The organism is Blastomonas sp. CCH9-A1 (assembly GCF_001557175.1).
Taxonomy (GTDB): Bacteria; Pseudomonadota; Alphaproteobacteria; order Sphingomonadales; family Sphingomonadaceae; genus Blastomonas; species Blastomonas delafieldii_A.
In genome coordinates this window covers 200367-225436 of record NZ_LSHM01000032.1, presented here as the reverse complement: position 1 = coordinate 225436, position 25070 = coordinate 200367, and the positions used below count along the sequence as shown (strand labels likewise).

The 25070-nt window shown below is 64.8% G+C and carries 21 protein-coding genes and 1 pseudogene; 6 read left to right on the top strand and 16 right to left on the bottom strand.

Annotated elements, in window-relative coordinates:
- Window positions 1–32: 32 nt before the first annotated feature.
- From AX725_RS10810 to AX725_RS10795, 4 genes are all read right to left on the bottom strand, one after another.
- Window positions 33–2546 (bottom strand): TonB-dependent receptor, encoded by a 2514-nt coding sequence (locus tag AX725_RS10810; protein ID WP_066114965.1) that lies wholly within the window; start codon window positions 2544–2546, stop codon window positions 33–35.
- Between the two features lie 75 nt (window positions 2547–2621).
- Window positions 2622–3020 (bottom strand): nuclear transport factor 2 family protein, encoded by a 399-nt coding sequence (locus AX725_RS10805; protein WP_060978937.1) that lies wholly within the window; start codon window positions 3018–3020, stop codon window positions 2622–2624.
- A complete protein-coding gene (locus AX725_RS10800) occupies window positions 3020–3451 on the bottom strand; it encodes a nuclear transport factor 2 family protein (protein WP_060978936.1) in 432 nt (143 codons plus the stop codon). Before AX725_RS10800 ends, AX725_RS10805 begins: the two co-directional genes overlap by 1 nt.
- On the bottom strand, window positions 3451–4203 hold the full coding sequence (locus tag AX725_RS10795; protein ID WP_060978935.1) for an aspartate/glutamate racemase family protein: 753 nt from the start codon (window positions 4201–4203) through the stop codon (window positions 3451–3453). The genes AX725_RS10800 and AX725_RS10795 overlap by 1 nt, the downstream gene beginning before the upstream one ends.
- Window positions 4204–4389: 186 nt before the next feature.
- On the opposite strand from AX725_RS10795, the gene AX725_RS10790 reads away from it, so the two are divergent.
- The 5 genes from AX725_RS10790 to AX725_RS10770 all read left to right on the top strand — a co-directional run bounded on the left by AX725_RS10790 (window position 4390) and on the right by AX725_RS10770 (window position 11441).
- Window positions 4390–5073: a GntR family transcriptional regulator gene (locus tag AX725_RS10790; protein WP_060978934.1), complete on the top strand. Its 684-nt coding sequence runs from the start codon at window positions 4390–4392 to the stop codon at window positions 5071–5073.
- A gap of 54 nt (window positions 5074–5127) precedes the next feature.
- On the top strand, window positions 5128–6033 hold the full coding sequence (locus AX725_RS10785) for a hydroxymethylglutaryl-CoA lyase (protein ID WP_081097206.1): 906 nt from the start codon (window positions 5128–5130) through the stop codon (window positions 6031–6033).
- Window positions 6034–6091: 58 nt separating this feature from the next.
- Entirely contained in the window at window positions 6092–8140 is a 2049-nt protein-coding gene (locus tag AX725_RS10780) for a hydantoinase/oxoprolinase family protein (protein WP_060978932.1), read from the top strand.
- A 199-nt stretch (window positions 8141–8339) separates the two neighbouring features.
- Window positions 8340–10217, top strand: a complete 1878-nt coding sequence (locus AX725_RS10775) for a hydantoinase B/oxoprolinase family protein (RefSeq protein WP_060978931.1) — start codon at window positions 8340–8342, stop codon at window positions 10215–10217.
- Between the two features lie 12 nt (window positions 10218–10229).
- A complete protein-coding gene (locus AX725_RS10770) occupies window positions 10230–11441 on the top strand; it encodes a CaiB/BaiF CoA transferase family protein (protein WP_060978930.1) in 1212 nt (403 codons plus the stop codon).
- A gap of 124 nt (window positions 11442–11565) precedes the next feature.
- Here the strand turns inward: AX725_RS10770 and AX725_RS10765 are convergent, their stop codons facing one another.
- From AX725_RS10765 to AX725_RS10750, 4 genes are all read right to left on the bottom strand, one after another.
- Window positions 11566–12198: an isochorismatase family protein gene (locus AX725_RS10765; protein ID WP_060978929.1), complete on the bottom strand. Its 633-nt coding sequence runs from the start codon at window positions 12196–12198 to the stop codon at window positions 11566–11568.
- Window positions 12199–12262: 64 nt separating this feature from the next.
- Window positions 12263–13606, bottom strand: a complete 1344-nt coding sequence (gene hemN, locus AX725_RS10760) for an oxygen-independent coproporphyrinogen III oxidase (protein ID WP_060978928.1) — start codon at window positions 13604–13606, stop codon at window positions 12263–12265.
- Window positions 13607–13691: 85 nt separating this feature from the next.
- Complete coding sequence (locus AX725_RS10755; RefSeq protein WP_066044239.1) at window positions 13692–15500, bottom strand: methyl-accepting chemotaxis protein; 1809 nt, start codon at window positions 15498–15500, stop codon at window positions 13692–13694.
- A gap of 220 nt (window positions 15501–15720) precedes the next feature.
- Entirely contained in the window at window positions 15721–17526 is a 1806-nt protein-coding gene (locus AX725_RS10750; RefSeq protein WP_066044238.1) for a methyl-accepting chemotaxis protein, read from the bottom strand.
- A gap of 602 nt (window positions 17527–18128) precedes the next feature.
- Between AX725_RS10750 and AX725_RS10745 the strand changes: the two genes are divergently transcribed.
- Window positions 18129–18659 carry a hypothetical protein gene (locus tag AX725_RS10745; protein WP_060980021.1) on the top strand — a complete coding sequence of 177 codons (531 nt, stop codon included), beginning with the start codon at window positions 18129–18131 and terminating at the stop codon, window positions 18657–18659.
- Between the two features lie 59 nt (window positions 18660–18718).
- Here the strand turns inward: AX725_RS10745 and AX725_RS10740 are convergent, their stop codons facing one another.
- From AX725_RS10740 to ccoO, 8 genes and pseudogenes are all read right to left on the bottom strand, one after another.
- A complete protein-coding gene (locus tag AX725_RS10740; protein ID WP_060980020.1) occupies window positions 18719–18979 on the bottom strand; it encodes a hypothetical protein in 261 nt (86 codons plus the stop codon).
- Complete coding sequence (gene ccoS, locus AX725_RS10735; RefSeq protein WP_060980019.1) at window positions 18976–19140, bottom strand: cbb3-type cytochrome oxidase assembly protein CcoS; 165 nt, start codon at window positions 19138–19140, stop codon at window positions 18976–18978. Before ccoS ends, AX725_RS10740 begins: the two co-directional genes overlap by 4 nt.
- Window positions 19137–21263 carry a heavy metal translocating P-type ATPase gene (locus AX725_RS10730; RefSeq protein WP_066114982.1) on the bottom strand — a complete coding sequence of 709 codons (2127 nt, stop codon included), beginning with the start codon at window positions 21261–21263 and terminating at the stop codon, window positions 19137–19139. The genes ccoS and AX725_RS10730 overlap by 4 nt, the downstream gene beginning before the upstream one ends.
- Window positions 21264–21268: 5 nt before the next feature.
- Entirely contained in the window at window positions 21269–21739 is a 471-nt protein-coding gene (locus AX725_RS10725) for a FixH family protein (RefSeq protein ID WP_208598098.1), read from the bottom strand.
- Entirely contained in the window at window positions 21739–23193 is a 1455-nt protein-coding gene (gene ccoG, locus AX725_RS10720) for a cytochrome c oxidase accessory protein CcoG (RefSeq protein WP_060980018.1), read from the bottom strand. The genes AX725_RS10725 and ccoG overlap by 1 nt, the downstream gene beginning before the upstream one ends.
- Window positions 23186–24115, bottom strand: coding sequence for a cytochrome-c oxidase, cbb3-type subunit III (gene ccoP / locus AX725_RS10715; protein WP_060980017.1), 930 nt, complete (start codon window positions 24113–24115; stop codon window positions 23186–23188). The genes ccoG and ccoP overlap by 8 nt, the downstream gene beginning before the upstream one ends.
- Window positions 24108–24266 carry a cbb3-type cytochrome c oxidase subunit 3 gene (locus AX725_RS10710; protein ID WP_060980016.1) on the bottom strand — a complete coding sequence of 53 codons (159 nt, stop codon included), beginning with the start codon at window positions 24264–24266 and terminating at the stop codon, window positions 24108–24110. Before AX725_RS10710 ends, ccoP begins: the two co-directional genes overlap by 8 nt.
- Window positions 24263–25062, bottom strand: a pseudogene (gene ccoO / locus AX725_RS10705) (cytochrome-c oxidase, cbb3-type subunit II). The gene AX725_RS10710 and the pseudogene ccoO overlap by 4 nt, the downstream one beginning before the upstream one ends.
- Window positions 25063–25070 lie beyond the last annotated feature (8 nt).

Sequence of the window (25070 nt, the reverse complement as noted above, 5' to 3'; positions counted from 1 at the left end):
CGCGCGGGCGCGGGTGGTGCCAGCAGCAGGCATCAGAACTTGTAGCCGACTTCCACGCCGATGCGGCGCAGGCCGCCCGGCGAGATGAACGAACCGCCGAACTCGGCTGCGGTGATCACCTCGTTCAGATAACGCCGGTTGAGCACATTGTCCGCGAACAGAGTCACGCGCCACTGCTCGCCCTCGAGACCCGCGCGCACGTCGAGCACACCGAAGGCTTCGCGCCGGGTGACCGCATAATTGGCGTCGCCGACAAAGGCGGGCAGCGCCAGCGCCGATCCCGGCAGCAGGCCGCTGAAGATCGTCGGCACGGTGTTGTTCTGCAGCGTGTGGAACCAGGTCGGGCCGGTGATGCGATAATCGGCGCGGGCGACCAGATCGAAGCTCTTGGCGATGGGGGCTACGATCTGGGTGCCCAGGTTGATCGTATAGTCGGCGGTCGAGGGCGACTTGTTGCCTACCGTCTGCGGACGCGAGCGGTTCTGCTTGATCTCGCTTTCGGTGACGTTGAACGCACCGAAGATCGTCCAGCCCGGCGTCACCTCGGCATTGAGGTTGAGTTCCGCGCCATACAGCTCGACCTTGTCGATGTTCGACACCACGCGGAGCAGACCGAACCCGCCGACGAAGAATTCGAAGAACTGCATGTCGCGGACATCGGTATAATAGCCCGCGAGATCGAACGTCACCTTGCCGTCGAACATCGATCCCTTGAAGCCGCCCTCGAACGCGCTGGACCGTTCCTTGCGATAATCGTCGTTGATCGTGACCTGCGATCCGATGAACTGGTTGAACGACTGGCGGACGATCGCGGCGGAGCCTGAATTGTTGAAGCCGCCCGCCTTGAAGCCAATCCCCCAGTTGGCATAGACGTTGAAATTGTCCGCCACCGACCAGCGGAAGGTCAGCTTGGGCTGAAGCTGCTTGTAGCTTTCCGACTTGTCGGGGATGGCGCCTGCGGTCTGGCCGGGATTGATCGGCCCTCCGGTAAACGGATCGAGCACCAGCGGTACATTGTTGGAGACGCTGCGATCCTCGATATCGTAGCGCAGCGCGAGGCCCAGGTTGATCCGGTCGTTCCAGTTATATTCGGCCGAACCGAAGGCGGCGTACACATCGGTGCTGAAGCTGTCGAAATAGAGCTGGGTCGTGGGGTTGGTCGTGCCCGGCGCGTTGTAGAGTCGGCGGATGATGCCCTGGCCAAGATCCGCGCCCAGGCTGACGCCGACATCGCGGCTGATGTTGAGATGATAGGCGCCCAGCTGCCAGTTGAACGGACCGTCGCCGTTCGAGGACAGGCGGATTTCGCCGCTGAAATCTTCCTGCTGGCGGATCTGGTACTGTGTGCCGTCGCAGGTCGTCGGGCTGTACGGGCCGAAGGTCGATCCGGTGGCCGGCGCGAAGATGAACGGCACCGGCGTCGCGCCGATGAAACCGGGCTGGTTGACCGGGAAGCCGGTGAGCTGCGCGGTGCTGCGGAAACAGGCGTTCGATGCTGCCACCGATGCGGGCGTTGCGCCGGGGAAGGTGAAGCGGGCAAAGTCCGCCGAGGTGCCGTCAGCGGTCAGCGACTGGTCGACATCGCTGTACAGGCCCCACAGGGTCAGCTTGGCAAAGTCGAATTCATGCTCGAGCTTGATCGAAGCATCGAACGATGTCTGGTCGTTGGTCGGGCGGATATTGCTGTAGAAGTTGAACGGGTGGCGGTTCACATCCTCGAAAAAGGCGGGGTTTGCCGCCGCGAAATTGGGCAGGTGGAAGGCCGCGTTGAACGCGATCGACGCGCCGGTCAGGTCCGAATAGCGTGCCTTGGCGTCGATCTCGGTCCGGTCGCCGAGCTGCGCGACGAAGCGCCCATCCACCGACCAGACCTCCTGGTCGTCGATGGTCTTGGAATTGCCCAGGAAGATGTTGCGATAGAAGCCATCGGTCTTGAGATAGCTGCCCGACAGGACGAAACCGGCATTTTCGCCCAGCGGGACCGAGATGAACGCATTGCCTCTGTAGGTCTGCTGTTCGGCGGCGCTGAGCTCGATGCCCGCTTCCAGCCGGTCGCTCGGCTTCATCGTCTGGATGACGATCGCACCCGCCGCCGCGTTGCGGCCATAAAGCGCGCCCTGCGGACCTTTGAGGATTTCGATCTGGCGAATGGTGCCCTGGTTCTGGTTGAGCTGCGCGGTATTGGTCTTGAGAATACCGTCGACGACCAGAGCGACCGAGCTTTCGGCGTCGCGCGCGCCGTTGATGCCGCGGATGTTGATCTGCGTGTCGCCCGCCTCGGCCGTGCCGGTGACGATGGTGACGCCGGGCGTCAGCTGCACGAACTGGTCGGCGGTTTCGACCCCGGTCTTCTGGATGGCATCGGCGGTGAGCACCGTCACCGATGCCGGCACCTCGGCCAGGCTTTCGTTCTGGCGGCGCGCGGTAACGATGATCACATCGTCCGCCGGTTCCGCCTGGGCCGAATCCTGCGCGAAAGCGGGTGTTGCCAGCGCGCTGGCGAGGACGGTGGCCGATGCTGCGGCAAACAGACTGGGTAAGCGCATGCTGTGAACTCCCTGATATATGCGGGTTCCCCCGAACCCTATATTTTGCTTGGCGGGTGTTGTTTCGGCCGGTCTTCAGACCAGCACATTGGCCCCGCTCATATAGACGTAGACTTCCTGAAACCTGCCGTCGCGCAGGCGCCAGAAATTGGTGTTGTGCAAGGTGGTGACGCTGCCATCGGCGGCGGTCAGTTCGGCAATGAAGCTTGCCGCGATCCGGCCGTTGGTTTCGTCGACCGTGCAGGTGAAATCGCGGTGAACGATCTTCTCCCAGGCACCGAAGAAATCGGTGAACATCCGCTCGATTGCGGCCTTGCCGGCATGGGTGGTGAAGCTGGTCTGGACGGTGAACAGCGCCTCGTCATGGAAGCAGGCGAGCGTGGCAGCCATGTCCTTGCGGTCGACGCTGGCGAAATAGCTCTGCGTTGCGAACGCGATCAGTTCGTCGCGGCGCATGGTCGGGGCATATTGCATCAGAGATCCCCTTCTTTGAGCAGATTGTCGCCGCTCATGTACACGAACACCTCCTGGAACAGCCGGTCCTTGAGGTAGAAGCGGTTGCAGTTCTCGTAGCGCAGCTGCTCGCCGCCATTGGGCGTGATCAGCACGGTGAACTGCGAGCAGACCGCGTTCGATTGCGGATCGGCGACATGCACGAAATTGCCGTGCCAGATCTGCTCGAAATCGGCGAACAGCTTGACGAACATCGCCCGGATCGCCTCGCGACCGTCATGCACGGTGTTCGACGTGACTTCGGTCAGTCGCGCATCGGGGGCGAAGCAGTTCAGCACCTCGTCCATGTTCTTGTTGTCGACGCCATCGAAATAGCGCTTGGTGACGATGTCGACATAGAACGGATAGGGCAGCGGAGCCTGTCCTGCGCCGCCAGGTGACCAGTCTGTCATCAGAACCAACCCTTTCTGATATCTGCATCCTTGGGCACTTCCGGGGTCGGAAATGCCTTCTTGCTGTGGGTGAGGCCGCACTCGATCAGCCCTTCGAGGAATTTCCAGGCAATCTGGCCGGGATTGATCACCGGGATCGGCAGGTTTGCCGCCAGGAACGCCGCCGACTGGTGCATGGTGGTCGAGCCCAATACGATCACGTCCGCGCCGTCCTCTTCCATCGCGCGCGTGGCTTCGGCCTTGAGCTTGTCGAAGATCACCTCTTCCTTGCCCGCGAGCAGCTCGGTGACATCGGGCCGGGTGTCGATCGACCGCAGCGAGGCGACGCGGTCCCAGAAGCCATATTCGGTCAGCGTCTTCTGGTAGAGCGGGAACCATTCGGGCCACATGGTGAGCACGGTGAACTTCTTACCCAGCATCATCGCGGCGGCGAACGCGGCTTCACCGGGGCCGATCACCGGGATCGACAGGCGCGAGCGCAGCGCGCGCAGCCCCGAATCGCTGACCGTGTCGATCAGCACTCCGGCATAGCCCTCGTCCTCGGCAGTGATGCCGGTCTGGAACACCGTCCAGTCCATCAGCAGCATGTCGTGATAGCTGTCACCCAGCGCCGCACCCCAGGGGACGGCGACGAATTCGGGTGAAAAGCCGGGGCGGACAAAATCGGAAGGCAGCTGCGCGGCGCGGGCGGCGACGCCGGCCTCGTCCATGGGAATGGGTACTATCACCTTGATGCGGCGATCATCAGCCATACGCTACCCCACCTTTCGGGATCGTCTGCATCGGTTGGTCCGACCGCGATCCATGGCTTGACGGTATTGTATACAAATGTCTATCGTCAAGGCCGAAATTGGATTGGCGCAAGATCGGCGCAATTGGGCGCGCACCGGGCATGGGACGCCGGAGCGGTGCGTGACCCCGGGACGGGATGGCAGGCAATGGAAAAGGCAGCATCGCCGCGGGCATCGGATATCGCCTATGACAAGATCCGTCAGTTCGTGCTCTCGGGCCGCGCGGAACCGGGCCAGCAGCTGACCGAGGAACAGCTCGCGCGCATTTCTGGCGTGTCGCGTACCCCGGTGCGCGAGGCGGTGCGGCGGCTCGAGAACGAGCTGCTGATCGTGCGCAGCGATTCGAAACGGCTGTTCGTCGCGGACTGGTCGGCCGACGATATCGACGAGATGTTCGTGCTGCGCGGCATGCTCGAGGGTCATGCCGCCAGCCGCGCCGCTCGCAACATCTCGGGCCGCCAGGTCGAGGAACTGGGCCGGATTTCCGACCTTCTCGACGCGGCGGTGCGGTGCAGTCCGCCCGATGTCACCGCATTTCTGGCGCAAAACCGGCGGTTTCACGAGATCATTCTGGAGGCCGCCCGTTCTCCCCGCCTGTCCGCCATGCTGCCGATGCTGGTCGAACAGCCGGTGGTCCGCCGCACGGCCGCGCAGTACAAGACCGAAGAGCTGCTGCAATCGGCGCGTGAGCATCGCGAATTGATCGCCGCGTTCACCGCACGCGATTCGCACTGGGCCCGCGCAGTGATGACCAGCCATATCCGCCGCGCCTTCCACGTCTTCAGCAGCACCGCCAAGCGCCACAAGGAGCAGCGCCAGGCCAATGACTGAGTCAATTTTCCGAGCGGCTGGACGGGCTCTCCACAAATGTATACAAACATCGCCATGAGCAGCATCCAGATTGTCGAAGTCGGCCCGCGTGACGGCCTGCAGAACGAGCCCGATATCGTCTCCACTGCCGACAAGCTGGAGATGATCGGCCGCATGATCGATGCAGGCGCGCGGCGGCTCGAGGTGGCAAGCTTCGTCCACCCGCAGCGCGTGCCGCAAATGGCCGATGCGGAAGCCGTGATCGCCGGGCTGCCTGACCGCGCGGACGTGTCCTATATCGGCCTGACGCTCAACAAGCGCGGCGTGCTGCGCGCGCTGGCGACCAGGGAAGGCGGCAGGCGCGGGGTCGACGAGATCGGCTGCGTGATCGTTGCCACCGATACGTTCGGGCAGAAGAACCAGGGCCAGACGGTGGCGGAAGGCATTGCCGAGGCGAGCGAGATGATCCGCTTTGCCAAGGAAAACGGCCTGATCGCGCAGGTGACCATCTCGGCCGCGTTCGGCTGCCCGTTCGAGGGCGATGTGCCCGCGCAGCGGATCGTCGACATCGCAAAGGCGGTGCTGGAAGCGGGGCCGTCCGAGATCGCGCTCGCCGACACGATCGGCGTCGGGGTGCCCGCGCAGGTGACCGATCTGTACGGGCGGCTCAGCGAGTTCGTGCCAGCAGACATTCCGCTGCGCGCGCATTTCCACAACACGCGCGGCACCGGCATCGCCAATGCCTGGGCGGCGATCCAGGCGGGCGTTTCCGTGCTCGATGCGAGCCTGGGCGGGCTGGGCGGCTGCCCGTTCGCGCCCAGGGCCACCGGCAATATCGCGACCGAAGAGCTGATCTATCTCGCCGAGCGGTCGGGGCTGGATCATGGCATGAATCTGGACGCCGCCATCGCGGCCAATCGCTGGATGGCCGGGATTCTCGGTCGCGAGCTGCCTTCCCTGGTTGCCCGCGCGGCAGCCTGAGGCGGAACCAAACATCAATCATGTCGGCGCCAAGCCCGGCAATTGAAGGGGTGAATGCATGAGTTACAGGCTGGGTGTCGATGTCGGCGGCACGTTTACCGATCTGCTGCTGTTCGACGAACAATCTGGCGCCTTCTGGCGGCACAAGACCCCTTCGACCCCGCATGACAGTTCCGAAGGCATTCTGATCGGCGTGCAGGCGATCTGCGCCAAAGCCGGGATCACGCCGGCGGATGTCGAGATCTTCCTGCACGGCACGACGGTCGCGACCAATGCGGTGCTGGAGGGCAAGGGCGCGCGCGTCGGCCTGATCGTGACCGAAGGCTATCGCCAGGTGATGCAGATTGCGCGCAGTTTCGTCCCCGGCGGGCTCGCCGGCTGGATCGTCTGGCCCAAGCCGACCCCGCTCGCAGCATTGGAAGACACGGTCGAGATCAAGGGCCGCATGTCGGCGCAAGGGTCGGAAATCCGCCCGACCGATGATGCCGATATTCGCGCTGCGCTCGAGAAGCTGAAAGGCCAGGGGATCGAGGCGCTGACGGTCAGCCTGATGAACGCGTATCTGAACGGCGCGCACGAGAAGCGCGTGGCAGAGCTCGCCGCCGAAATCCTGCCCGATGTGCCGATTTCGCTGAGCCATGTCGTGCTGCCCGAGATGCAGGAGTACGAGCGCACGCTGACCACCGTCGCCAACGCTGCGGTGCGCCCGGTCGTGGGCCGCTATGTCCGCAACCTGCGCAGCCGGCTGCGCGATGCGGGCATGGCAGGCAAGCTGGCGCTGCTCCGCTCGGACGGGGGTCTCATGTCTTCGGAAAAATCCGAAGAGCATCCCGTCTCGCTGCTGATGTCGGGGCCTGCGGGTGGCGTCACCGGTGCGATCTGGGTCGGCAAAAACGCCGGTATCCACAATATCCTGACATTGGATGTCGGCGGCACCTCGACCGACGTCGCGCTGATCGAGAATCTGGAGGCGCGCCGCGTGCGTACGACCGAGGTCGGGCACCTTTCGGTCCGTGCTTCGGCGCTCGACGTCAAGACCGTGGGGGCGGGCGGTGGATCGATCGCCTATGTGCCCGAACTGACCGGCGCGCTGCGTGTCGGCCCGCAATCGGCGGGCGCGGTGCCGGGGCCGGTCGCCTATGGCAAGGGCGGCGAACTGCCCACCGTGACCGACGCCAATGTCGTGCTCGGCTATCTGCCCGAAGCGCTGCTCGGCGGCACGTTCAAGCTCGACCGCGAAGGCGCGAAAAAGGCGGTGCAGACCATCGCCGATGCGCTCGGCATCGACCTCTATGCCGCCGCACGCGGTATCATCGATATCGTCAACGAGAACATGTTCGGCGCGCTGCGCATGATCTCGGTGCAGCAGGGCTATGACCCGCGCGATTTTGCGCTGATGGGCTTTGGCGGGGCAGGCCCGCTGCACGTCAACGCGGTCGCGCGGCTGATGGGCAGCTGGCCTGCGATCTCGCCGGTGAGCCCCGGCGTGCTGTGCGCGCTCGGCGATGCGACGACGCGGATGCGCACCGAAACCGCGCGCAGCTTCTCGCGCCTGGCTTCGCAGACGACGCTCGAGGAACTGGGCGGCATTCTGGACGAGATGGCGGCGCAGATCGGCGACGAGCTGGTCGCCGAGGGCGTCGCGAAGGACGATGTGACCATCACCTTCGAGGTCGATGTTCGCTATGCGGGTCAGGCGTTCGAGGTGCCGATGTCGGTCACCCGCGATGACCTGCATACCCACGGCATCGAATGGCTGACCGGGCGCTTCGATGAGGAGCACCACCGGCTGTTCACCTTCAACATGGATAGCGAGCACGAGATCGTGAACCTGCGCGCGGTCGCGATGGGCAAGGCGCTCGACCTGCCCGCCGCGAAGCTCCCTCAAGGCAATGGCGACCCATCGGCGGCGAAGCTGCGCGATCATGAGCTGTGGATGGGCGGGGCGATGGTGCCTGCAATCATCTACGACCGCTCCAAGCTGCTCGCCGGGGACGTGATCCCGGGCCCGGCCATCGTCATCGAAATGGATTCCACCACGCTGATCGAGGCGGACTGCACCGGCACCGTGGACAGTGTCGGCAACATCCTGATCACGCTGAAATGAAGGGGAACGCGGAAAACTTCTCTCCCTTCACGGGAGAGAAAAGACTTGGCTTGGCAGCTTGCCGCCTAGCAAGTCTTAGAGAGGGCATGGCGCAGCATCGCGGTCGCCGCCCCCTCACCCAGCTCCGTCTAAGCTCCTTCGTCGCCAAGACTTCGCAACCCTCTCCCGCAAGGGGAGAGGGGCATTTGGAGATGCTCTAATGCCCGCAACCATCATCCAGACCAACACCGCCCCGTTCGAGAAAAAGGCGATCGATCCGGTCACGCTCGACATCATCGAAAACGCCCTGCGCAATGCGCGCATCGAGATGGACGCAACCCTGGTGCGCACCGCCATGTCGCCGGGTATCCGCGAGCAGGGCGATGCCTTTCCGCTGATCGCCGACCATGAAGGGCGGATGATCGTCGGCCAGTTCGGCAGCTTTATCGGCGGCTTTCTCGAGGGCTATGACGGCACGCTCGAGGACGGCGACATGATCTTCCTGTCCGACCCCTATTCGGTCGGCGGCGCGATCAGCCATTGCAACGACTGGCTGGTGCTGCTGCCGGTGTTCAAGGATGGCCGCCTGCTCGCCTATACGGCGATGTTCGGTCACCAGAGCGACATTGGCGGCAAGGTGCCAGGGTCTATGCCGATCGATGCGACCAACATTTTCCAGGAGGGCGTGCGCATTCCGCCGGTCAAGATCTGGAAGAAGGGCGTCTATAACGAGGATCTGGTCAAGCTGGTGCTGCACCAGAGCCGAACGCCCGCCTGGTGCGCGGCGGACTTGAACGCACTGATCGCCTCATGCCGCGTCGCCGCGCGCCGCGTGATCGAGATGAGCGAGCGGTTCGGCGTCGACACCTATGTCTCGGCCACGCAGGAGCTGCTCGCGCGCAACCACCGCGCGATGAAGACGCTGCTTACCCAGGCGATCAGCGAGGAGCCGGTCAGCTTCGAGGATTATATCTGCGACGACGGCATGGGTTATGGCCCGTACAAGCTGAAATGCACGATGTGGCGCGAGGGCGATACCGTCATTCTCGATTTCGACGGCACCGACCCGCAGAGCCAGGCCTCGATCAATTTCCTGCTCAACGAGAACATGTTCAAGATGTTCTTCGGCATTTACATGATCATGGTCTTCGATCCCCAGATCCTGTTCAACGACGGGTTCTACGATCTGATCGAGGTGCGCATTCCGGAAGGATCGCTGCTGAAGCCGCGCTATCCCGCCGCGCTTTCGGGCCGCACCCATGCGCTGGGCCGCATCTTCGACATCCTGGGCGGGCTGCTGGGGCAGAAGACGCCCGAATTCCTCAACGCCGCCGGCTTCTCGTCCAGCCCGCACCTGTTCTATGCGGGGACAGACAAGAAGGGCGACTGGTTCCAGCTGTTCCAGATCGGCTTTGGCGGCATTCCGGGCCGTCCGATGGGCGACGGGCCCGACGGCCATTCGCTCTGGCCGGGCTTCACCAACGTGCCCAACGAGTTTCTCGAGCGCTATTTCCCGCTGGTCATCGAACGCTATGAGACCGTCGCGGACTCGGGCGGCGCGGGGCTGCATCGCGGCGGCAATGGCATCGTCATGACCTATCGTTTCCTCGAGCCGGGCGTCATCGCCATTCATGACGATCGCTGGTTCGTGCCGCCCTGGGGCGTCAATGGCGGCAAGCCGGGCGCTCGCGCGCGCAAGATTCTGGAAAAGCCCGATGGCACGCAAACCATCGTCGGCAACAAGGTGGAGGACGTCGCGATCGAAGCGGGCGATGTCCTGCACTTCATCACCTGGGGCGGCGGCGGCTGGGGTGACCCGCTCGAGCGCGATCCCGAGCTGGTAGGCAAGGAAATCCGCCAGGGTCTGGTCACGCCTGTCGGGGCCAAAGCCTATGGCGTGGTCGCCGATGGCGAAGGCGTGGTCGATCCGGCCGCAACCGAGGCTCTGCGGGCGGAGATCCGTGCCGGTCGCGGCGATCTGCCGCTGTTCGATTACGGGCCTGGCATCGAGACCTTGCGCGCCAATTGCGAGGCCGAAACCGGGCTGCCCGCGCCGATCCAGCCGCGCTGGGCCAATTACGCCATTGCTGCAGAATAAGGGACGGATGAGATGAGCCAGGAAAACCGGGGGGCATTGGCCGGCATTCGTGTCGTCGAACTGGGGCAGTTGATCGCAGGCCCGTTCTGCGGCCAGTTGCTCGGCGACATGGGCGCGGAAGTGATCAAGGTCGAACCCCCGGCCATCGATGGAAAAGGCGGCGGCGACCCCATGCGCAACTGGGGCCATGGCGAGCACAAATTGTGGTGGGAGGTCGTCTCGCGCAACAAGAAGTCAGTGACCGCCAATCTGCGTGTCGCCGAAGGTCAGGAGGTCGTGCGCAAGCTCGCCGCGCATGCCGATATCCTGATCGAGAATTTCAAGCCCGGCACGATCGAGAAATGGGGTCTGGGCCCTGATGCGCTGCACGCGATCAACCCGCGCCTGATCATTGTGCGCGTCTCGGGCTATGGTCAGACCGGGCCTTATTCGTCGCGCGCAGGCTTTGGCGGCATCGGCGAGGCGATGGGCGGCTGGCGCGCGATCGTCGGCGATCCCGATCGTCCGCCCAGCCGCATGGGTGTGTCGATCGGCGACAGCCTGGCGGCGACCTATGGCTGCATGGGCGCGCTCGCCGCGCTTCACGCGCGGACACGCACCGGCAAGGGTCAGGTCGTCGACAGCGCGCTCTATGAGGCGGTGCTGCAGGTGATGGAAAGCCTGGTGCCCGAGTACATGGTCAGCGGTCATGTCCGCAAGCGCACGGGATCGATCCTCGAAGGCATTGCGCCCAGCAACGTGTATCAGTGCAGCGACGGCGAATATCTGATCGGTGCCAATCAGGACGCTGTCTTCGCGCGGCTATGCCAGGCGATGGGGCGGCCCGAGCTCGCAACCGATCCGCGCTATGTCAGCCATGTCGCGCGCGGGCAGAACCAGAAGGAGCTCGATGATCTGATCGAGGCCTGGACGAGGACGCTGACCGTCGCCGAAGTCGAGGCGTTGATGATCGAGTACAGCGTGCCCGCAGGCAGGATCTACGGTGCGGCGGACATGCTCGAGGACGAGCATTTCAAGGCGCGCGAGGCGTTGGTCGAGGTCGACAGCCCGCGCTGGGGCAAGTTCGCGATGCAGAACAGCTTCCCAAAGCTGTCCGATACGCCGAGCGGAATCCGCAGCCTCGCGCCGCAGAGCATCGGCGAGCATAATGACGAGATCTATGGGACATTGCTCGGCATGGACCAGCAGACGATCGACAATCTGAAGGCCGCCGGCGCGATCTGATCCAGCCCTGTTGCTCCGTCATTCCCGCGAAAGCGGGAATCCCGCTTCTTTCTGTACCTTGCGTACAAGCGGGACCCCCGCCTTCGCGGGGGTGACGGAAAGGGACAGGCAGCCGTAACTTCGTTCAGCCTTTCAACCCTGCCAGATAGTCGAGCGCCTCGGCCTCGCGCACGACATCGGCATATTTCGCGTCCATGTCGAACAGGTTCGCCTCGTGCGGCGCCTGGTGGCGGTCGCCACAGGCATCGGCGATGACGATCGGGATGAAGCCGTGGCTTGAGGTATCGACACAGGTCGCGCGCACGCAGCCGCTGGTCGACAGGCCCGTGAGCAGCACCGTATCGACGCCCATCGCGGTGAGCGTCGCGGCGAGCGACGTGCCGAAAAACGCGCTCGGATATTGTTTGGAGATCACCAGCTCGTCGGCGTTCGGCTCCAACCCCTGCGGCCAGGCGCCCATCAGTGATCCTGCCTTGAACACCGCGAGCAGCGGCGTCTTCTGCTTGAAGCGGCCGCCATCGACCATGCTGGGGTGATAGACGACATTGGTGTAGATGATCGGGATGTCCGCCGCACGTGCAGCATCGCGCACCCGGATCGCGCTCGCCAGAGCATCCTCGACGGCGGCATAGAGCGGACATTCCGGATCGAAATAGGCCTGGACGAAATCGATCAGCAGCAGGGCAGGGCGCTGGCCGAAGCCGATGCGGTTGCCGAACACGCCCGCATAGTTCGATGCCGCTTGCGATTCCGTCATGGCCAGACCCCCTTTGCCGCCGGTCCCCGCTGATTCGCGGGCCTGCTGTCTCAAGGGGCCAAGCTCAACAGGCTGGCGCAGCGGAATGCAAGCGCTGGGCTCCGCCATGCGGATGAATTTGCCCGCGAAAGCCATCGAACTGCGCGGCGATCACCCGCGCATAAGGTTCCGAACCCTGGGCCAGCACCAGCTCATGATCCTCCCAGAAAAGGAGCCCGCGCCGTTCGAACTCGGTCAGCACGGCGCGGGCAGTAGGGAGGAACTCGTCGTTCAGGCTCGCGCGGCCCCGGCAGAGCAGCGCATTGATGATATCGCCGCGGCGGATATCGTCGGCATTGAGCGCGACACCGCGCGTCGGCGTCAGCCGGCCTTCGCCCACCAGCTTGCGATAGGGGCCCGCATTCTTCTCGTTCTGCACGATCAGATCGGGAAAGATGCTGATCGCGCTGGCACCGAAGCCCAGCAGCGTCGAGGCACCATCGTGCGTGAAGCCCTGGAAATTGCGGTTCACGCGGTTCTCGCGTGCGGCAATGGCGAGCGGATCATGCGGCAGCGCGAAATGGTCGAATCCCACCGGCACATAGCCCGCCTGGGTGAGCGTCAGATAGCCATAGGCCGCCTGCTCGAACCGCTCGCGGTCATCGGGCAGATCGCGCGCATCGATCCGCTTCTGCCGCGGGATCATGTCGGGCAGATGCGCATAGCCGAACAATGCGATCCGGCTGGGCGCGAGGCGGATCGTCTGCTGCAGCGTCGCGTCGAGATCATCGAGATGCTGGCCGGGCAGGCCGTACATCAGATCGAAATTGATCGCATCGATGCCGCGCATCCGCAGGCTGGTCATTGCCGTCTCGATATGGTCGAGCGGCTGGATGCGGCCGATCGCGGCCTGGATGTGCGGCGCGAAGGTCTGCACCCCCATGCTTACCCGGCTGACCCGCGACGAGGCGAGCACCAGCGCCCATTCCGAGGTGAAGTTGCGCGGATCGATCTCGATCGACACCTCGGGGCGCGAGCAGTCGAACACCGTCATGATCCGGTCGAGCAGGCGTACGAACTCGACCGGCGCGATGGCATTGGGGCTGCCCCCGCCAAAGGCGATATGCTGCACGCGTCCACGCCCGCCGAGCCTTTTGGCGACCATCGCGATCTCGGCGCGCAAGGCGGTCAGATAATCGGTCAGCCGATGCTTGCGGTTCGCCGCGCCGGTATTGCAGCCGCAATACCAGCAGATCTGCTCGCAATAGGGTATGTGGACATAGAGCGAGAGAGGGGCCCCCGATTCCACCGCATCGAGCGCGCGCATATAATGCTGAGCCCCCACATTCTCGCCGAAATCGGCCGCGGTGGGATAGCTCGTATAGCGCGGCACGGGGCGGCTGAGCAGATCGGGGTGATATGTCCACATGCCCGCAGATTATGCCGCTTCATGCGAGGCAACATTGATGGAGGTCAAAGTTCCCTGAAAGACCTTCACAGTGCGTGGAATTCGCTCAGAAGCTCGACCAGCTCTCATCGTCGGGATCGGCCTTCAGCGCCAGATTGCCGGCCACCGGCGCGGGCCGATGCTTGGGGCGGGCCTGGCGCGTGGGCGGCTGGCTTGTGCGCTGGCCGGTGTCGAAGCCTTCGACCATACGGGCAAGGTCGTTGGCCTCGTCGGCCAGGCTGCGGGCGGCGGCGTTGGACTGCTCGACCATCGCGGCATTCTGCTGCGTCATCTTGTCCATGTCGCTGACCGCCTGATTGACCTGCTGCAGGCGCAGCGCCTGGGCCTGGGCGGAATCGGCGATCTCTGCGATGCGGTCGTTGATCGCGGCGACACGTTCGCCGATCCGCATCAGCACGGTACCGGTCTCGTCGACCAGCGCCACGCCTTCGGCCACCGATGCGTGCGACGCCCCGATCAGCGCCTTGATGTCACTGGCGGCATCGGCGGAACGCTGCGCAAGCGCGCGGACCTCGTTGGCGACCACGGCGAAGCCCTTGCCTGATTCGCCCGCACGCGCGGCTTCGACCCCGGCATTCAGCGCGAGCAGATTGGTCTGGAAGGCAATGCCGTCGATCACGTCGATGATGCTGGTGATCTCGCTCGAGGATTTCTGGATATGCCCCATCGCCTCGACTGCTCGGGTGACGACGATGCCGCCCTCGGTTGCGCTGCCATGCGCGTCGGAGACCTGCTGGCCGACCTCGAACGCGTTCTTCGCGGTTTGCTGCACCATGCCGGTGACCTCGCGCATCGCCGCCGCGCTTTCTTCGATATTTGCCGCCTGCTGCTCGGTACGCTGCGCCAGATCACCCGAGGCCGAGCGGATTTCGGCAGAGCCATTGAGCACATTGCCCGCCGAAGCGGCGGTGCGGGTGACCACCGCGCACAGCGTCTCCGTCGCGCTGTTGAAGCTGACCCGCAGCGGTTCGAACTCGGGCGGGAAGGCGGCGGTGATACGATAGGCGAGGTTGCGACTGGCGAGCGCCTCGAGACCCAGGGTCAGCTCGCGCACCACGCCCGCCTGGACGTCGGCGGCAAGACAGGCCTGCGAGGATTTGCGGAAGACCTCGATCGCGCGCATCATATCGGCGATTTCATCCATCGGCTTGTCGAGCCCCGCTTCGGCCTTGAGATCGCCCTCGGCCATGCGCCACATGACCCGGGACACGGCCTTCAACGGATCGACCAGGTGACGCCGCAGCAGCAGATTGGCGGCGGCCAGCACCAGCAGCAGGACGAGCCCCGCCACCGCCATCGCGACAAAAGCCATGGTGACATAGCTGTCGCCGGTCTGCCGGGTCGCGGCCTGATAGACGGAGGTCTGCTCGACCAGCCGGTCTATCTCGCGCCGGTGAACGGCATAGGCGGCGGCAAGCCGGGCGATGCTCTGCCGCGCTGCCGCCTCGTCGCCGCGTTTCAGGCTGGGCAGGAAATACTGTTCGAGCTCGGTATAGAAGCGGCGGGCAGGCGCATCGACCTTGTGCACCTGGGCCTTCAGGTCATCGGGCAGGGTGGATGCGGCCCAGTGCCGTTGCCTGGCGTCGAACTCGCCATGCAGCTTCTGGAGCCGTGCCGCATGATGATCGAGCCGCTGAGGCTCGGCCATCGCGAGCCGCGCTTCGAGATAGGATTCGAGGATATAGACGGGCGGCGGCAGGATATCGGCGACGAGATCGGACGCCTGCTGGTTGTCGTTAGAGATCGGGCCGCCGACGCTGATCGTCGCCATCGCCGCGCCGACGAATAGCGCGGTCGCTGCCAGGGTTGCGAAAATGACGCCGGTGCCTGCCAGCGTGGCCTTGCCGATCTGCATCTGTCCTGCCCTTTCGCGCCAGCCAGATCGCCCGGTCCCCGCGTCAATCGAGACCCGTGAGATGGGTGTCGGCCTTCGCACAAGGCCGTCTGGAATAGCGAATGAGCAGCAGGGTCGCGCAAAGCGCTGAATTTATGGTTAATGCCGAATTATGCTTGAGTAACAATGAATAGAACTGATCCTGGATCGAAGCGTTACCTCCGGCCTGTCTCCGGCCGTTTCAGAATTCCGCCCAGTCGCCATCATCGGACTTGAGGGCAAGATTGCCTGAAATTACCGGCAGGCGAGGAGCGGCGCGCCTTTGCGTATTGACCGCTGCAACCTGTGGCCGACCGGTTTCGAAGGCTTCGACCAGCGCCGCCAGTTCGCTCGCTTCATCGGCCAGGCTGCGCGCGGCAGCGTTGGACTGTTCGACCATGGCGGCATTCTGCTGTGTCATCTTGTCCATGTCGCCGACCGCCAGATTGACCTGCTGCAACCGCACCGCCTGCATCTGTGCGGAGTCCGCGATATCGGCAATGCGCGCGTTGATCCTCGCCACGCGCTCGCCGATCTGCAGGAGCACCGCGCCGGTCTCGTCGACCAGCGCCACGCCTTCGGCCACCGACTGGTGCGACGTGGTGATCAGGTCCTTGATGTCATGCGCTGCGTCGGCGGAGCGCTGGGCGAGCGCGCGCACCTCGTTGGCGACCACGGCGAAGCCCTTGCCCGCCTCGCCCGCGCGCGCCGCCTCGACCCCGGCGTTGAGCGCGAGCAGGTTGGTCTGGAAGGCGATGCCGTCGATCACGTCGATGATGCTGGTGATCTGGCTCGCCGATTTCTGGATGCTGTCCATCGCCGCTACTGCGCGGGCGACCACCTTGCCGCCATCGGCGGCGCTCGCATGCGCTTCGGAAATGTCGCGACCGACATCGGTCGCGTTGCGCGCGGTCTGGTGCACCATCTCGGTGACCTCACGCATCGCGGCCGCACTTTCCTCCAGATTGGCGGCCTGCTGCTCGGTGCGCCGGGCGAGATCGTTCGAGGCGGAGCGGATCTCCGCCGCGCCGTTCAGCACATGGCCTGCCGATGCCACGCTATGGCTCAGGACCTCGGCCAGCTCTGCCATGGTCTGGTTGAAGCTGGTGCGCAGCGCTTCATATTCGTCGGGGAAACGCGTGTCGATGCGACGGGTCAGCTGCTTGGCAGCGAGCGCGTCCAGCCCGCCGGTCAGCTCGCGGACGATAAACGCCTGTTTCTGCTCGGCGGCAAGCCGCGACCGCGAGGCTTCGCGGAAGACCTCGATCGCGGCGATCATGTCGGCAATCTCGTCGACCGGCTTGTCGACCTCGGCCCGCGCCTCGAGATCGCCGCCAGCCATCCGCCGCATGGCATCGGCGACCGATTTGAGCGGGGTGATCGCATAGCGCGACAGCAGCCCATTGGCTGCTGCGAGCACCAGAGCAAGGATGAGCCCCGCCAGCGCCATGCTCCAATACGCAAAGCTGGCCTGAGCCGCGCCGGCTTCGCGCGTTTCAGCCTGATAGGCGGACGTCTGCTCGACCAGCTCGTCGATCTCGCGGCGATGTGCGGCATAGGCGCGGCCCAGGGCATCGATGCTCGCCGATGCCGCCGCCATGTCGCCGCGCTTCAGGCTCGGGAGAAAGCGACCTTCAACCTCTGCAAAGAACTGTTGCGCGGGCGCATCGACCCTGGTCAGCTGCGCCTTGAGCGGATCGGGCAGGGTCGAGGCGGTCCAGTGCGCCTGGCGGGTCTCATATTCGCCCTGCAGTTTTGCCAGTCGCTCGGCATGGCGCCGCATCGCGCGCGGCTCGACCATCGCCAGGCGCGCTTCCAGATAGGATTCCAGAATATAGACGGGCGGCGGCAGGATATCGGCGACCAGATCCGATGCCTGCTGGTTTGCGGCAACGACCGGGCCGCCGACGCTGATCGTGCTCAACGTCGTGCCGACATAGAGCGCCGCGACAGCGACCGTGGAGAAGATGACGCCGGACCCGATAAGTGTTGCCTTTTTCAGATCCATCGTCCGCGCTCCTTTCATTGGCGACCCGGAGCACGCACAAACGATTGCGAACGCCGGCTGCATTAAGCTTCGACCCCCCTGTTTTGGGGGGTAGCCTCCCGTACGACTGGACAGTTCAAGCATTGGTTAACAACGGCCCTTTTCCGCAGCAGATCTGGACCGATCACCCCCTATTTCAGGGGGGTGTGGCGTAAAGAAAGATTGACACAAACGGATCGCGATAACGGTGCGGGCAACGATTGCAGATCCGGGACAGGCTTGCTACAGCAGGCCAAAAATCATTGTGTATCAATATTTTTGTCGCCTGGTCGCGGCCCACATTGCCTGATCCTCCGGTTGACGCAAACCTCCAATCGAAATGGTTAATATCTTCAGAATTGGGTTAACGGCGCGCCCGTCAAATTGGATTTGTAAAATTTGCCGGGACATGGCCGCAAACCCGCAGAAAAGCGCTGATCGGCGCAAATTACCTCCGCATCGGATGTAATTTGCGCGAGAACCCAGACAGTTCTCGTGCGCTCGCGACCCGTGCCAGGCGGGGAACGGTCCTGTGCGTCGCCTCGTATGCTTCCTGTCGGGCCGGGTGACACAGGAGAAACCCCATGCATAACAGTTTTGTATCTGCCATTTTCGACAACGAGCGCCAAGCCGGACAAGCGGTCGAACAGCTCCGCACCGCGGGCGTGCCGGATAGCGCGATCTCGATTGTCGCCAGATCGGACAATGGCAAGGCCACTACGACCGATGGGGCCGGAGAAGAAACAACGCGCGATGTGCTCGGCACAGCGGCCGCAGGCGCAGGACTTGGTGCGCTGTTCGGCATTGCCGCGCTCGCCATTCCCGGCGTCGGGCCCTTCATTGCAGCTGGCGCGATTGCGGAGGCAGCGGTCGGCGGCGCGGCAGTGACCGGAACCGTGGTCGGGGCTGCAGCTGGCGGTCTGCTAGGTGTGCTTACTAGCCATGGCGTGGATGAGGACGAAGCGCGCTTCTATGAAGAGCGCATGACCCAAGGCGGCATCTTCGTTTCGGTCGATGCCGATTCCGCAGGCGTCTCCCCGGTGCATGTGCGCGATATCCTGTTCGGCGCAGGCGGCTACAATTCCACCGGCGCGCGCAGCGGCACGCTTGCCTGACGAGACAGATGGTCAGGGCGGTGGCCGACAGTCACCGCCCTTGCATCGCTGCCCGCGCCTCAGCAGTGCGAACCGGATTTGCCTGCAAGCCCCTTGGTCCGGCGGTCGGTCATCGCATGGCAGGCCTTGGAGCAATCGCCTTGCTTTTTCGGCAGGCCGTCGTCGCGTTCGGGAATGACGATCGTCGTCGTCCCGCCATTGCAATTTTCCATGACCAGCACCCGAACCTGCGCACGGGCAAGCGGGGCGTTGATCATCGCGATGGCGATAATGAGCGCGCAAAGGGCGGGAAGTCCGCCGGGACGGCGCAACGCGTTCATGGCAGGGCCTTTCCGGCATCAGCATCGTCGTCAACCAGAATGCGCACGGCAGCGCCATCCATGTCGTCATACTGACCGCCCTGGACGGACCAGAAGAACGCCCCCAGGCCGAGCAGCCCGAGCGACAGCGCGATGGGGATCAGCAACAGCAGGCCGTTCATTTCAAAGCTCCCTTGAGGCGCAGCGCATTGCCGACGACGATCAGCGATGAGCCCGACATGGCGATCGCCGCGACCAGCGGCGTGACCAGTCCGGCAAAGGCCAGCGGCACCGCGATGACATTGTATCCGATCGCCAGCGCGAAATTCTGGCGAACGATGGCCTGGGTGCGGCGTGCCATGCGGATCGTATCGACCACGGGCATTAGCCTGTCGCCCATGAAGATGCAGTCCGAGGCGTTCTTGCCGACATCGCTGGCCGATCCGGGCGCCATCGAGGCGTGGCCGGCGGCGAGCGCAGGACCATCGTTCAGGCCGTCGCCGATCATCAGCACCTTGTGGCCCGCGCCGCTGCTCCGTGCGATGGCGGCGAGCTTGTCCTGCGGGCTGAGCCCGGTCATCGCGGTAAGGCCCAAAGTACGCGCAACCGGCGCTACGGCCTCGGTACGGTCGCCCGAGAGAATCATCGCATCGACACTCTCAGCCTTCAAGGCGGCGATGGCCTCTACAGCATCGGGGCGCAGCGCGTCGGCAAAGCGTACCAGCGCAACGGGATGCCCATCGATGCTAAGCTCGCTCGCCAGTTCGCTGCCCGCTTCCGGACCTTGCGGCCTGCCCAGCGTGACCGGCTGGCCCTGCCACAGCGCGGCGACGCCGAAACCGGGCGTTTCCTGAACTTCGTCGATCTGCGCGGCGTGCACGCCCTGCGCGGTCAGGTCGCGGTTGAGCGCGGCGCTCAAGGGATGGCGGCTCATCTGCGCCAGCGCCAGCAGCAACGGGTAATGCTGCGGCGCGATCTCGCCCAGATTGCTCGCGACGGGGCGCCCGAGCGTCAGCGTGCCGGTCTTGTCGATCAGTGCGCGGTCGATCTCGGCCATGCGCTCGAGTGCGGAGCCGTCCTTGATCAGCACCCCGCGCTTCATCAGCGCCCCTGCTGCCACGATCTGCGCCGCGGGCACGGCGAGGCCGAGCGCGCAGGGGCAGGTGATGATCAGCACCGCCACCGCGATCAGCAGCGCCTCGTGCCAGCCTGCACCCGCGACCACCCATCCGGCAAAGGCGGTGAGCGCCAGCCCGTGCACCGCAGGAGCATAGAGCCGCGCGGCGCGGTCGGCGATGCGGACATAGCGCGACTTGCCTTGCGAGGCTTCACCCATCAGCCGGGCGATATCGGCGATCGCGGTATCGGTTCCGGCGGCGGTCACGCGCACGCGCACCGGCGCGTCGATATTGAGCGTACCGGCGTGCACCGGATCGTCGAGATCGGCATCCTGAGGCGCGCTTTCGCCGGTGAGCAGCGACAGGTCGATCCGGGTGCGGCCCTGCACGATCACGCCGTCGGCTGCCAACCGTTCGCCCGCTGCGACCAGCATCACCATGCCGGGCTGCAGGGCCGTTGCGTCGGTCCAATGCGTATTGCCATCTGCGCCGACGACCATTGCGCCGGTGCCCATGTTGCGGAGCAGCGCCGTGACGCCGCCGCGCGCGCGGTCGCGCATCACGCTGTCGAGCCAGCGCCCGCACAGCAGGAAGAACAGCAGCATGACGGCGCTGTCAAAATAGGCATGCGCGCCGTGCGTCGCGGTCTCGTAGAGGCTCAGCGCGGTGGCGAGCGTCACGCCGATGCTGATCGGCACGTCCATGTTGGTGTGCCCGTGCCGCAGCGCGCGCCAGGCCGAGCGGAAGAAGGGTCGTCCGGCATAGGCGATGGTCGGCAGGGCAATCAGTGCCGAGAGCCAGTGGAACAGGTCGCGCGTCACCCCGGTCGCGCCCGACCAGACCGAGACCGAGAGCAGCATGATGTTCATCATGGCGAAGCCCGAGACCGCGACCGCGCGGACCAGCTCCTTGCTGCTGGCCGCTTCGCCATCCAGGTCCTTCGGGCCCTCGCCGATCGGGTGCGCCTCGAAGCCCAATGAGGTGAACGCACCGAGCAGATCGGGCATCTCGGCATCGGCGGTATGCGCCAGGTGCACGCGCTTTTCGGTGAAGTTGACGCGCGCGGCTTTGATCCGGGCATCGCGCACCAGGCCCTGTTCGAGCTTGGAGATGCACCCGGCGCAGCGGATATCGGGCACGGCAAAGTCGCGTTCGATCAGCGCCGTTTCGGGCGAGAGACAGGTCATCACGTTCACTTGAGGTCCCTCCGATAGCGTGCCTCGTCGCCGCCATGGGCCATGGCGAGCTCGATCCGCCAGCGGCCCTGCGGCAGCATTCGGGTCGAGATCATGCCGCCCTGGCCGTCACCGACCATCACCAGCGCCTGCGACGGCAGACGGCCGAGCGGGTGGTGGATCATCGCCTTGGCGCTTTCGATCGGAAGCTTCGCGTCCTCATGCGCCAGCGTCACGCGGACATGCCGGGTACGGTCGAGCCAGACCGAGGGCTGCCAGCCGAGTCGGTCCTGCGCCTCAGCCTTGGCGAGCAGTTCGTTATAGTGCTGGCTGGCGACATAGCTGTTGTCGACCACCGTGCCGCCGAAGCTCGACAGCGCGAACCGGGCCATGGCGAAGTTCACCGCCATCACGATCGCGAAGAAGCCCACCAGGATGCCGGTCATGTGCCAGCCGGTGAACGGGCGAGGGGCGGTACGCATGGTCATTACTGGGCCTCCGGACGGTCGAACTGGATGGTGTCGCTATCGCCGCGCGGGTCGCCGTCCCGGCCTTGCGTCGCGATGGTGAAGTCCTGGCGCGCCGGCCCCTTGGCGGGTGCCGCGACGAACAGGCGGACGCGAGTGACGCTGTCGGGCGAGATGGTCATCTCGACCCGCTGGCTTGCCTTTTCGCGCGATCCGGTCTCGGTCCAGAGCTGCGCCCCGGGCAGCCCGCTGACGGTGATCGCCACCTTGCGCGGGCGGGCTTCCATGTTGCGCAGCTTGAGCGTGTAGTTGTTGCGGATCATGCCGTCGGACAGCTGGACATAGAGCGGGCTGCGCTCGTGCTGCACGGCCAGGTCCAGCCGGGTGCGCTGGCCGAGCGTGAACAGCATCGCGAGGCCGATCGTGCACCAGATGGCGAGATAGACCATCAGCCGCGGACGCAGCAGCGTCTTGAGCACGGGCTGCGCAGTGCCGCCGGCGCGTTCCACCGCGACATCGTCGAGCGCGCAATAGTCGATCAGCCCGCGCGGACGGCCGACCTGCGCCATCACCGTGTCGCAGGCATCGATGCACAGCGCGCAGGTGATGCAGCCGATCTGCGGCCCGGTGCGGATATCGATGCCGGTCGGGCAGACCGCGACGCACTGGTTGCAGTCTACGCAATCGCCGATGCTGCCCGGATGCGCGAGCGCCTTTTTCAGGCTTCCGCGCGGTTCGCCGCGCCAGTCCTTGTAGGTCACCAGCAGCGATTTTTCGTCCATCATCGCGGTCTGAATGCGCGGCCACGGGCACATGTAGATGCACACCTGTTCGCGCATGAAGCCGCCGAGCACGAAGGTCGTCATGGTCAGCACGCCGACCGTGGCATAGGCGACATAGGCCGCCTCGCCGGTCCAGAATTCGCGGGTCAACGTCGGCGCATCGGCGAAATACATGATCCACGCGCCGCCGGTCCAGAAGGCGATGGCGAGATAGAGGCCGTATTTGAGCGCGCGCTTTCCGATCTTCTCCAGCGTCCAGGGGCCATTGGCGAGCCGGATCTGCGCGTTGCGATCGCCGTCGATCAGCCGGTCGACATGCTGGAACAGGTCGGTCCACACCGTCTGCGGGCAGGCATAGCCGCACCAGGCCCGGCCGACTGCGCTGGTGACCAGGAACAGGCCGATGCCCGCCATGATCAGCAGGCCCGCGACATAATAGAATTCGTGCGGCCAGATTTCGATCTGGAACATGTAGAAGCGCCGGTTCGCCAGATCGATCAGCACCGCCTGATCGGGCGCATAGGGGCCGCGATCCCAGCGGATCCACGGCGTGCCGTAGTAGATGGCCAGGGTCACGGCCATGATCAGCCATTTCAGGCGTCGGAAAGTGCCGTCCACCTTCTTGGGGTAGACGCCCTTGCGCGCGGCGTAGAGCGGGCCTTCGACGTTCGCAAGGGCGTCGGGGTTAGCCATTATCGGCCTCCCCTTTGGGCTGAGCGGTGAGGACAGGAGCGGGAGCGTCCTCTCCGCCGCCCAAAGAATGGACATAGGCGCTGAGCATCTTGATGGTCACCGCATCGAGCTTGTCGTTCCAGCGCGGCATCACGCCATTGCGCGGGGCGTAGATGGTCTTCGTGATCGCCTCGCGGCTGCCGCCATAGAGCCAGACGGCATCGGTAAGCTTCGGGCCACCCAGTTCGCGGATGCCCTCGCCGTTCGGGCCGTGACAGGCGACGCAATTCGCCTCGAAAAGGGCTGCTCCGCGCGCCGAGGCGGCGCTCGGCTTTTCCTGGCGGCTGATGACACGCACGTGGGCGACCAGATCGTTGATCGCGGCAGTATCGAGAATCCCGTCCTTGCCGAAGGCGGGCATCATGTTGAAACGCGTCTCGGTGTGGTCGGGGTTGCGGATGCCGTGGGTCAGCGTGGTCTCGATTGCGGCCAAGTCGCCGCCCCACAGCCAGTCGTCATCGGTCAGGCTGGGATAGGCGCCGACCACGCCCGCTCCGCCCGCACCATGGCATTGCACGCAATGCACCTTGAACGCGGCGCTGCCACCCTGGATCGCGGCCTCCATCAGCTCGTGCTTGCGCGGCAGATCGGTGATCGAGGTGGCGGCAATCGCCTTGGCGATCGGTGCACGCTTGGCGTCCTGCGCAGCGAGTTCAGCCTTGAGATCGCCGCGGCTCGACCATTCGAGCACGCCGCGCGTGGCGCTGTTGACCATCGGCCAGGCCGGGAACAGCACGACATAGACCGCCGCCCAGGCGATGGTCGCGTAGAAGGTCCACAGCCACCAGCGCGGCAGCGGGGTGTTCAGCTCTTCGATGCCGTCCCATTCATGGCCGACGGTGGCGGTGCCGGTGGGTTCGTCGATGCGGCTCTTGTCAGACATTGTCGTCTTCCCTGAAGATCATGTTGGCGGCGTCGTGGTTGTGCTGGCGCGCGCCCTTGCGGAAGGGCCAGGCGATCAGGCCGATGAACAGCACGGTCATGGCGAGCAGGCCCCAGCTGTCGGCAAAGTGGCGCAGATCGTCATAGGTCATGGATTGGCTCCCTTGGGCGCTGCAGCGGCGACCTTGGCGGGGGCAGGGGCATCGCCCTGGTCCTGCGGCGCGGCCTTTTCGACATCGACCAAGGTGCCCAGCATCTGCAGATACGCGATCAGCGCATCCATCTCGGTGATCCGCGAGGGATCGCCGTCGAAATCGCGCACCTGCGCCTTGGGATAGCGCGCCTGCAATTCGGTGGCGCCATCCGCATTGGGGTCGGCCTGCGCTTTCAGATCGGCATTGGCAGCGGCGATCGCGGCCTTGCTGTACGGCACGCCCACCCGCGACAAAGCGGTGAGATCATCGCTCATGTCGCCCGCATCGAGCTCGCGCTCGGCGAGGAACGCATAAGGCGGCATGATCGATTCCGGCACCACGCTGCGCGGATCGGCGAGGTGCGCGCGGTGCCATTCGTCCGAATAGCGCTTGCCGACACGCGCCAGATCGGGACCGGTGCGCTTCGACCCCATTGGAACGGGTGATCGTACATGCTCTCGGCCGCCAGGCTGTAATGGCCATAGCGTTCCACCTCGTCGCGGAACGGGCGGATCATCTGGCTGTGGCAGGTATAGCAGCCCTCGCGCATGTAGATGTTGCGTCCGGACAGCTCGAGCGGGGTATAGGGGCGCATCCCCTCGACCTTCTCGATCGTGTTGTCGATCCAGAAGAGCGGGGCGATCTCCACGATGCCGCCGACGACGACGGCGGCGAGCGCGCCCAGACCCAGCAGGGTGATGTTGCGTTCCAGCTTCTTGTGGCTGAAGCGCGGTTCGGCGATATTGTCGGCCATTTCTCGGC

Coding starts and splice junctions, on each gene's coding strand:
- AX725_RS10810 (WP_066114965.1), bottom strand. CDS start 2,546: ATGCGCTTACCCAGTCTGTTTGCCGCAGCATCGGCCACCGTCCTCGCC.
- AX725_RS10805 (WP_060978937.1), bottom strand. CDS start 3,020: ATGCAATATGCCCCGACCATGCGCCGCGACGAACTGATCGCGTTCGCA.
- AX725_RS10800 (WP_060978936.1), bottom strand. CDS start 3,451: ATGACAGACTGGTCACCTGGCGGCGCAGGACAGGCTCCGCTGCCCTAT.
- AX725_RS10795 (WP_060978935.1), bottom strand. CDS start 4,203: ATGGCTGATGATCGCCGCATCAAGGTGATAGTACCCATTCCCATGGAC.
- AX725_RS10790 (WP_060978934.1), top strand. CDS start 4,390: ATGGAAAAGGCAGCATCGCCGCGGGCATCGGATATCGCCTATGACAAG.
- AX725_RS10785 (WP_081097206.1), top strand. CDS start 5,128: ATGAGCAGCATCCAGATTGTCGAAGTCGGCCCGCGTGACGGCCTGCAG.
- AX725_RS10780 (WP_060978932.1), top strand. CDS start 6,092: ATGAGTTACAGGCTGGGTGTCGATGTCGGCGGCACGTTTACCGATCTG.
- AX725_RS10775 (WP_060978931.1), top strand. CDS start 8,340: ATGCCCGCAACCATCATCCAGACCAACACCGCCCCGTTCGAGAAAAAG.
- AX725_RS10770 (WP_060978930.1), top strand. CDS start 10,230: ATGAGCCAGGAAAACCGGGGGGCATTGGCCGGCATTCGTGTCGTCGAA.
- AX725_RS10765 (WP_060978929.1), bottom strand. CDS start 12,198: ATGACGGAATCGCAAGCGGCATCGAACTATGCGGGCGTGTTCGGCAAC.
- hemN (WP_060978928.1), bottom strand. CDS start 13,606: ATGTGGACATATCACCCCGATCTGCTCAGCCGCCCCGTGCCGCGCTAT.
- AX725_RS10755 (WP_066044239.1), bottom strand. CDS start 15,500: ATGCAGATCGGCAAGGCCACGCTGGCAGGCACCGGCGTCATTTTCGCA.
- AX725_RS10750 (WP_066044238.1), bottom strand. CDS start 17,526: ATGGATCTGAAAAAGGCAACACTTATCGGGTCCGGCGTCATCTTCTCC.
- AX725_RS10745 (WP_060980021.1), top strand. CDS start 18,129: ATGCATAACAGTTTTGTATCTGCCATTTTCGACAACGAGCGCCAAGCC.
- AX725_RS10740 (WP_060980020.1), bottom strand. CDS start 18,979: ATGAACGCGTTGCGCCGTCCCGGCGGACTTCCCGCCCTTTGCGCGCTC.
- ccoS (WP_060980019.1), bottom strand. CDS start 19,140: ATGAACGGCCTGCTGTTGCTGATCCCCATCGCGCTGTCGCTCGGGCTG.
- AX725_RS10730 (WP_066114982.1), bottom strand. CDS start 21,263: ATGACCTGTCTCTCGCCCGAAACGGCGCTGATCGAACGCGACTTTGCC.
- AX725_RS10725 (WP_208598098.1), bottom strand. CDS start 21,739: ATGACCATGCGTACCGCCCCTCGCCCGTTCACCGGCTGGCACATGACC.
- ccoG (WP_060980018.1), bottom strand. CDS start 23,193: ATGGCTAACCCCGACGCCCTTGCGAACGTCGAAGGCCCGCTCTACGCC.
- ccoP (WP_060980017.1), bottom strand. CDS start 24,115: ATGTCTGACAAGAGCCGCATCGACGAACCCACCGGCACCGCCACCGTC.
- AX725_RS10710 (WP_060980016.1), bottom strand. CDS start 24,266: ATGACCTATGACGATCTGCGCCACTTTGCCGACAGCTGGGGCCTGCTC.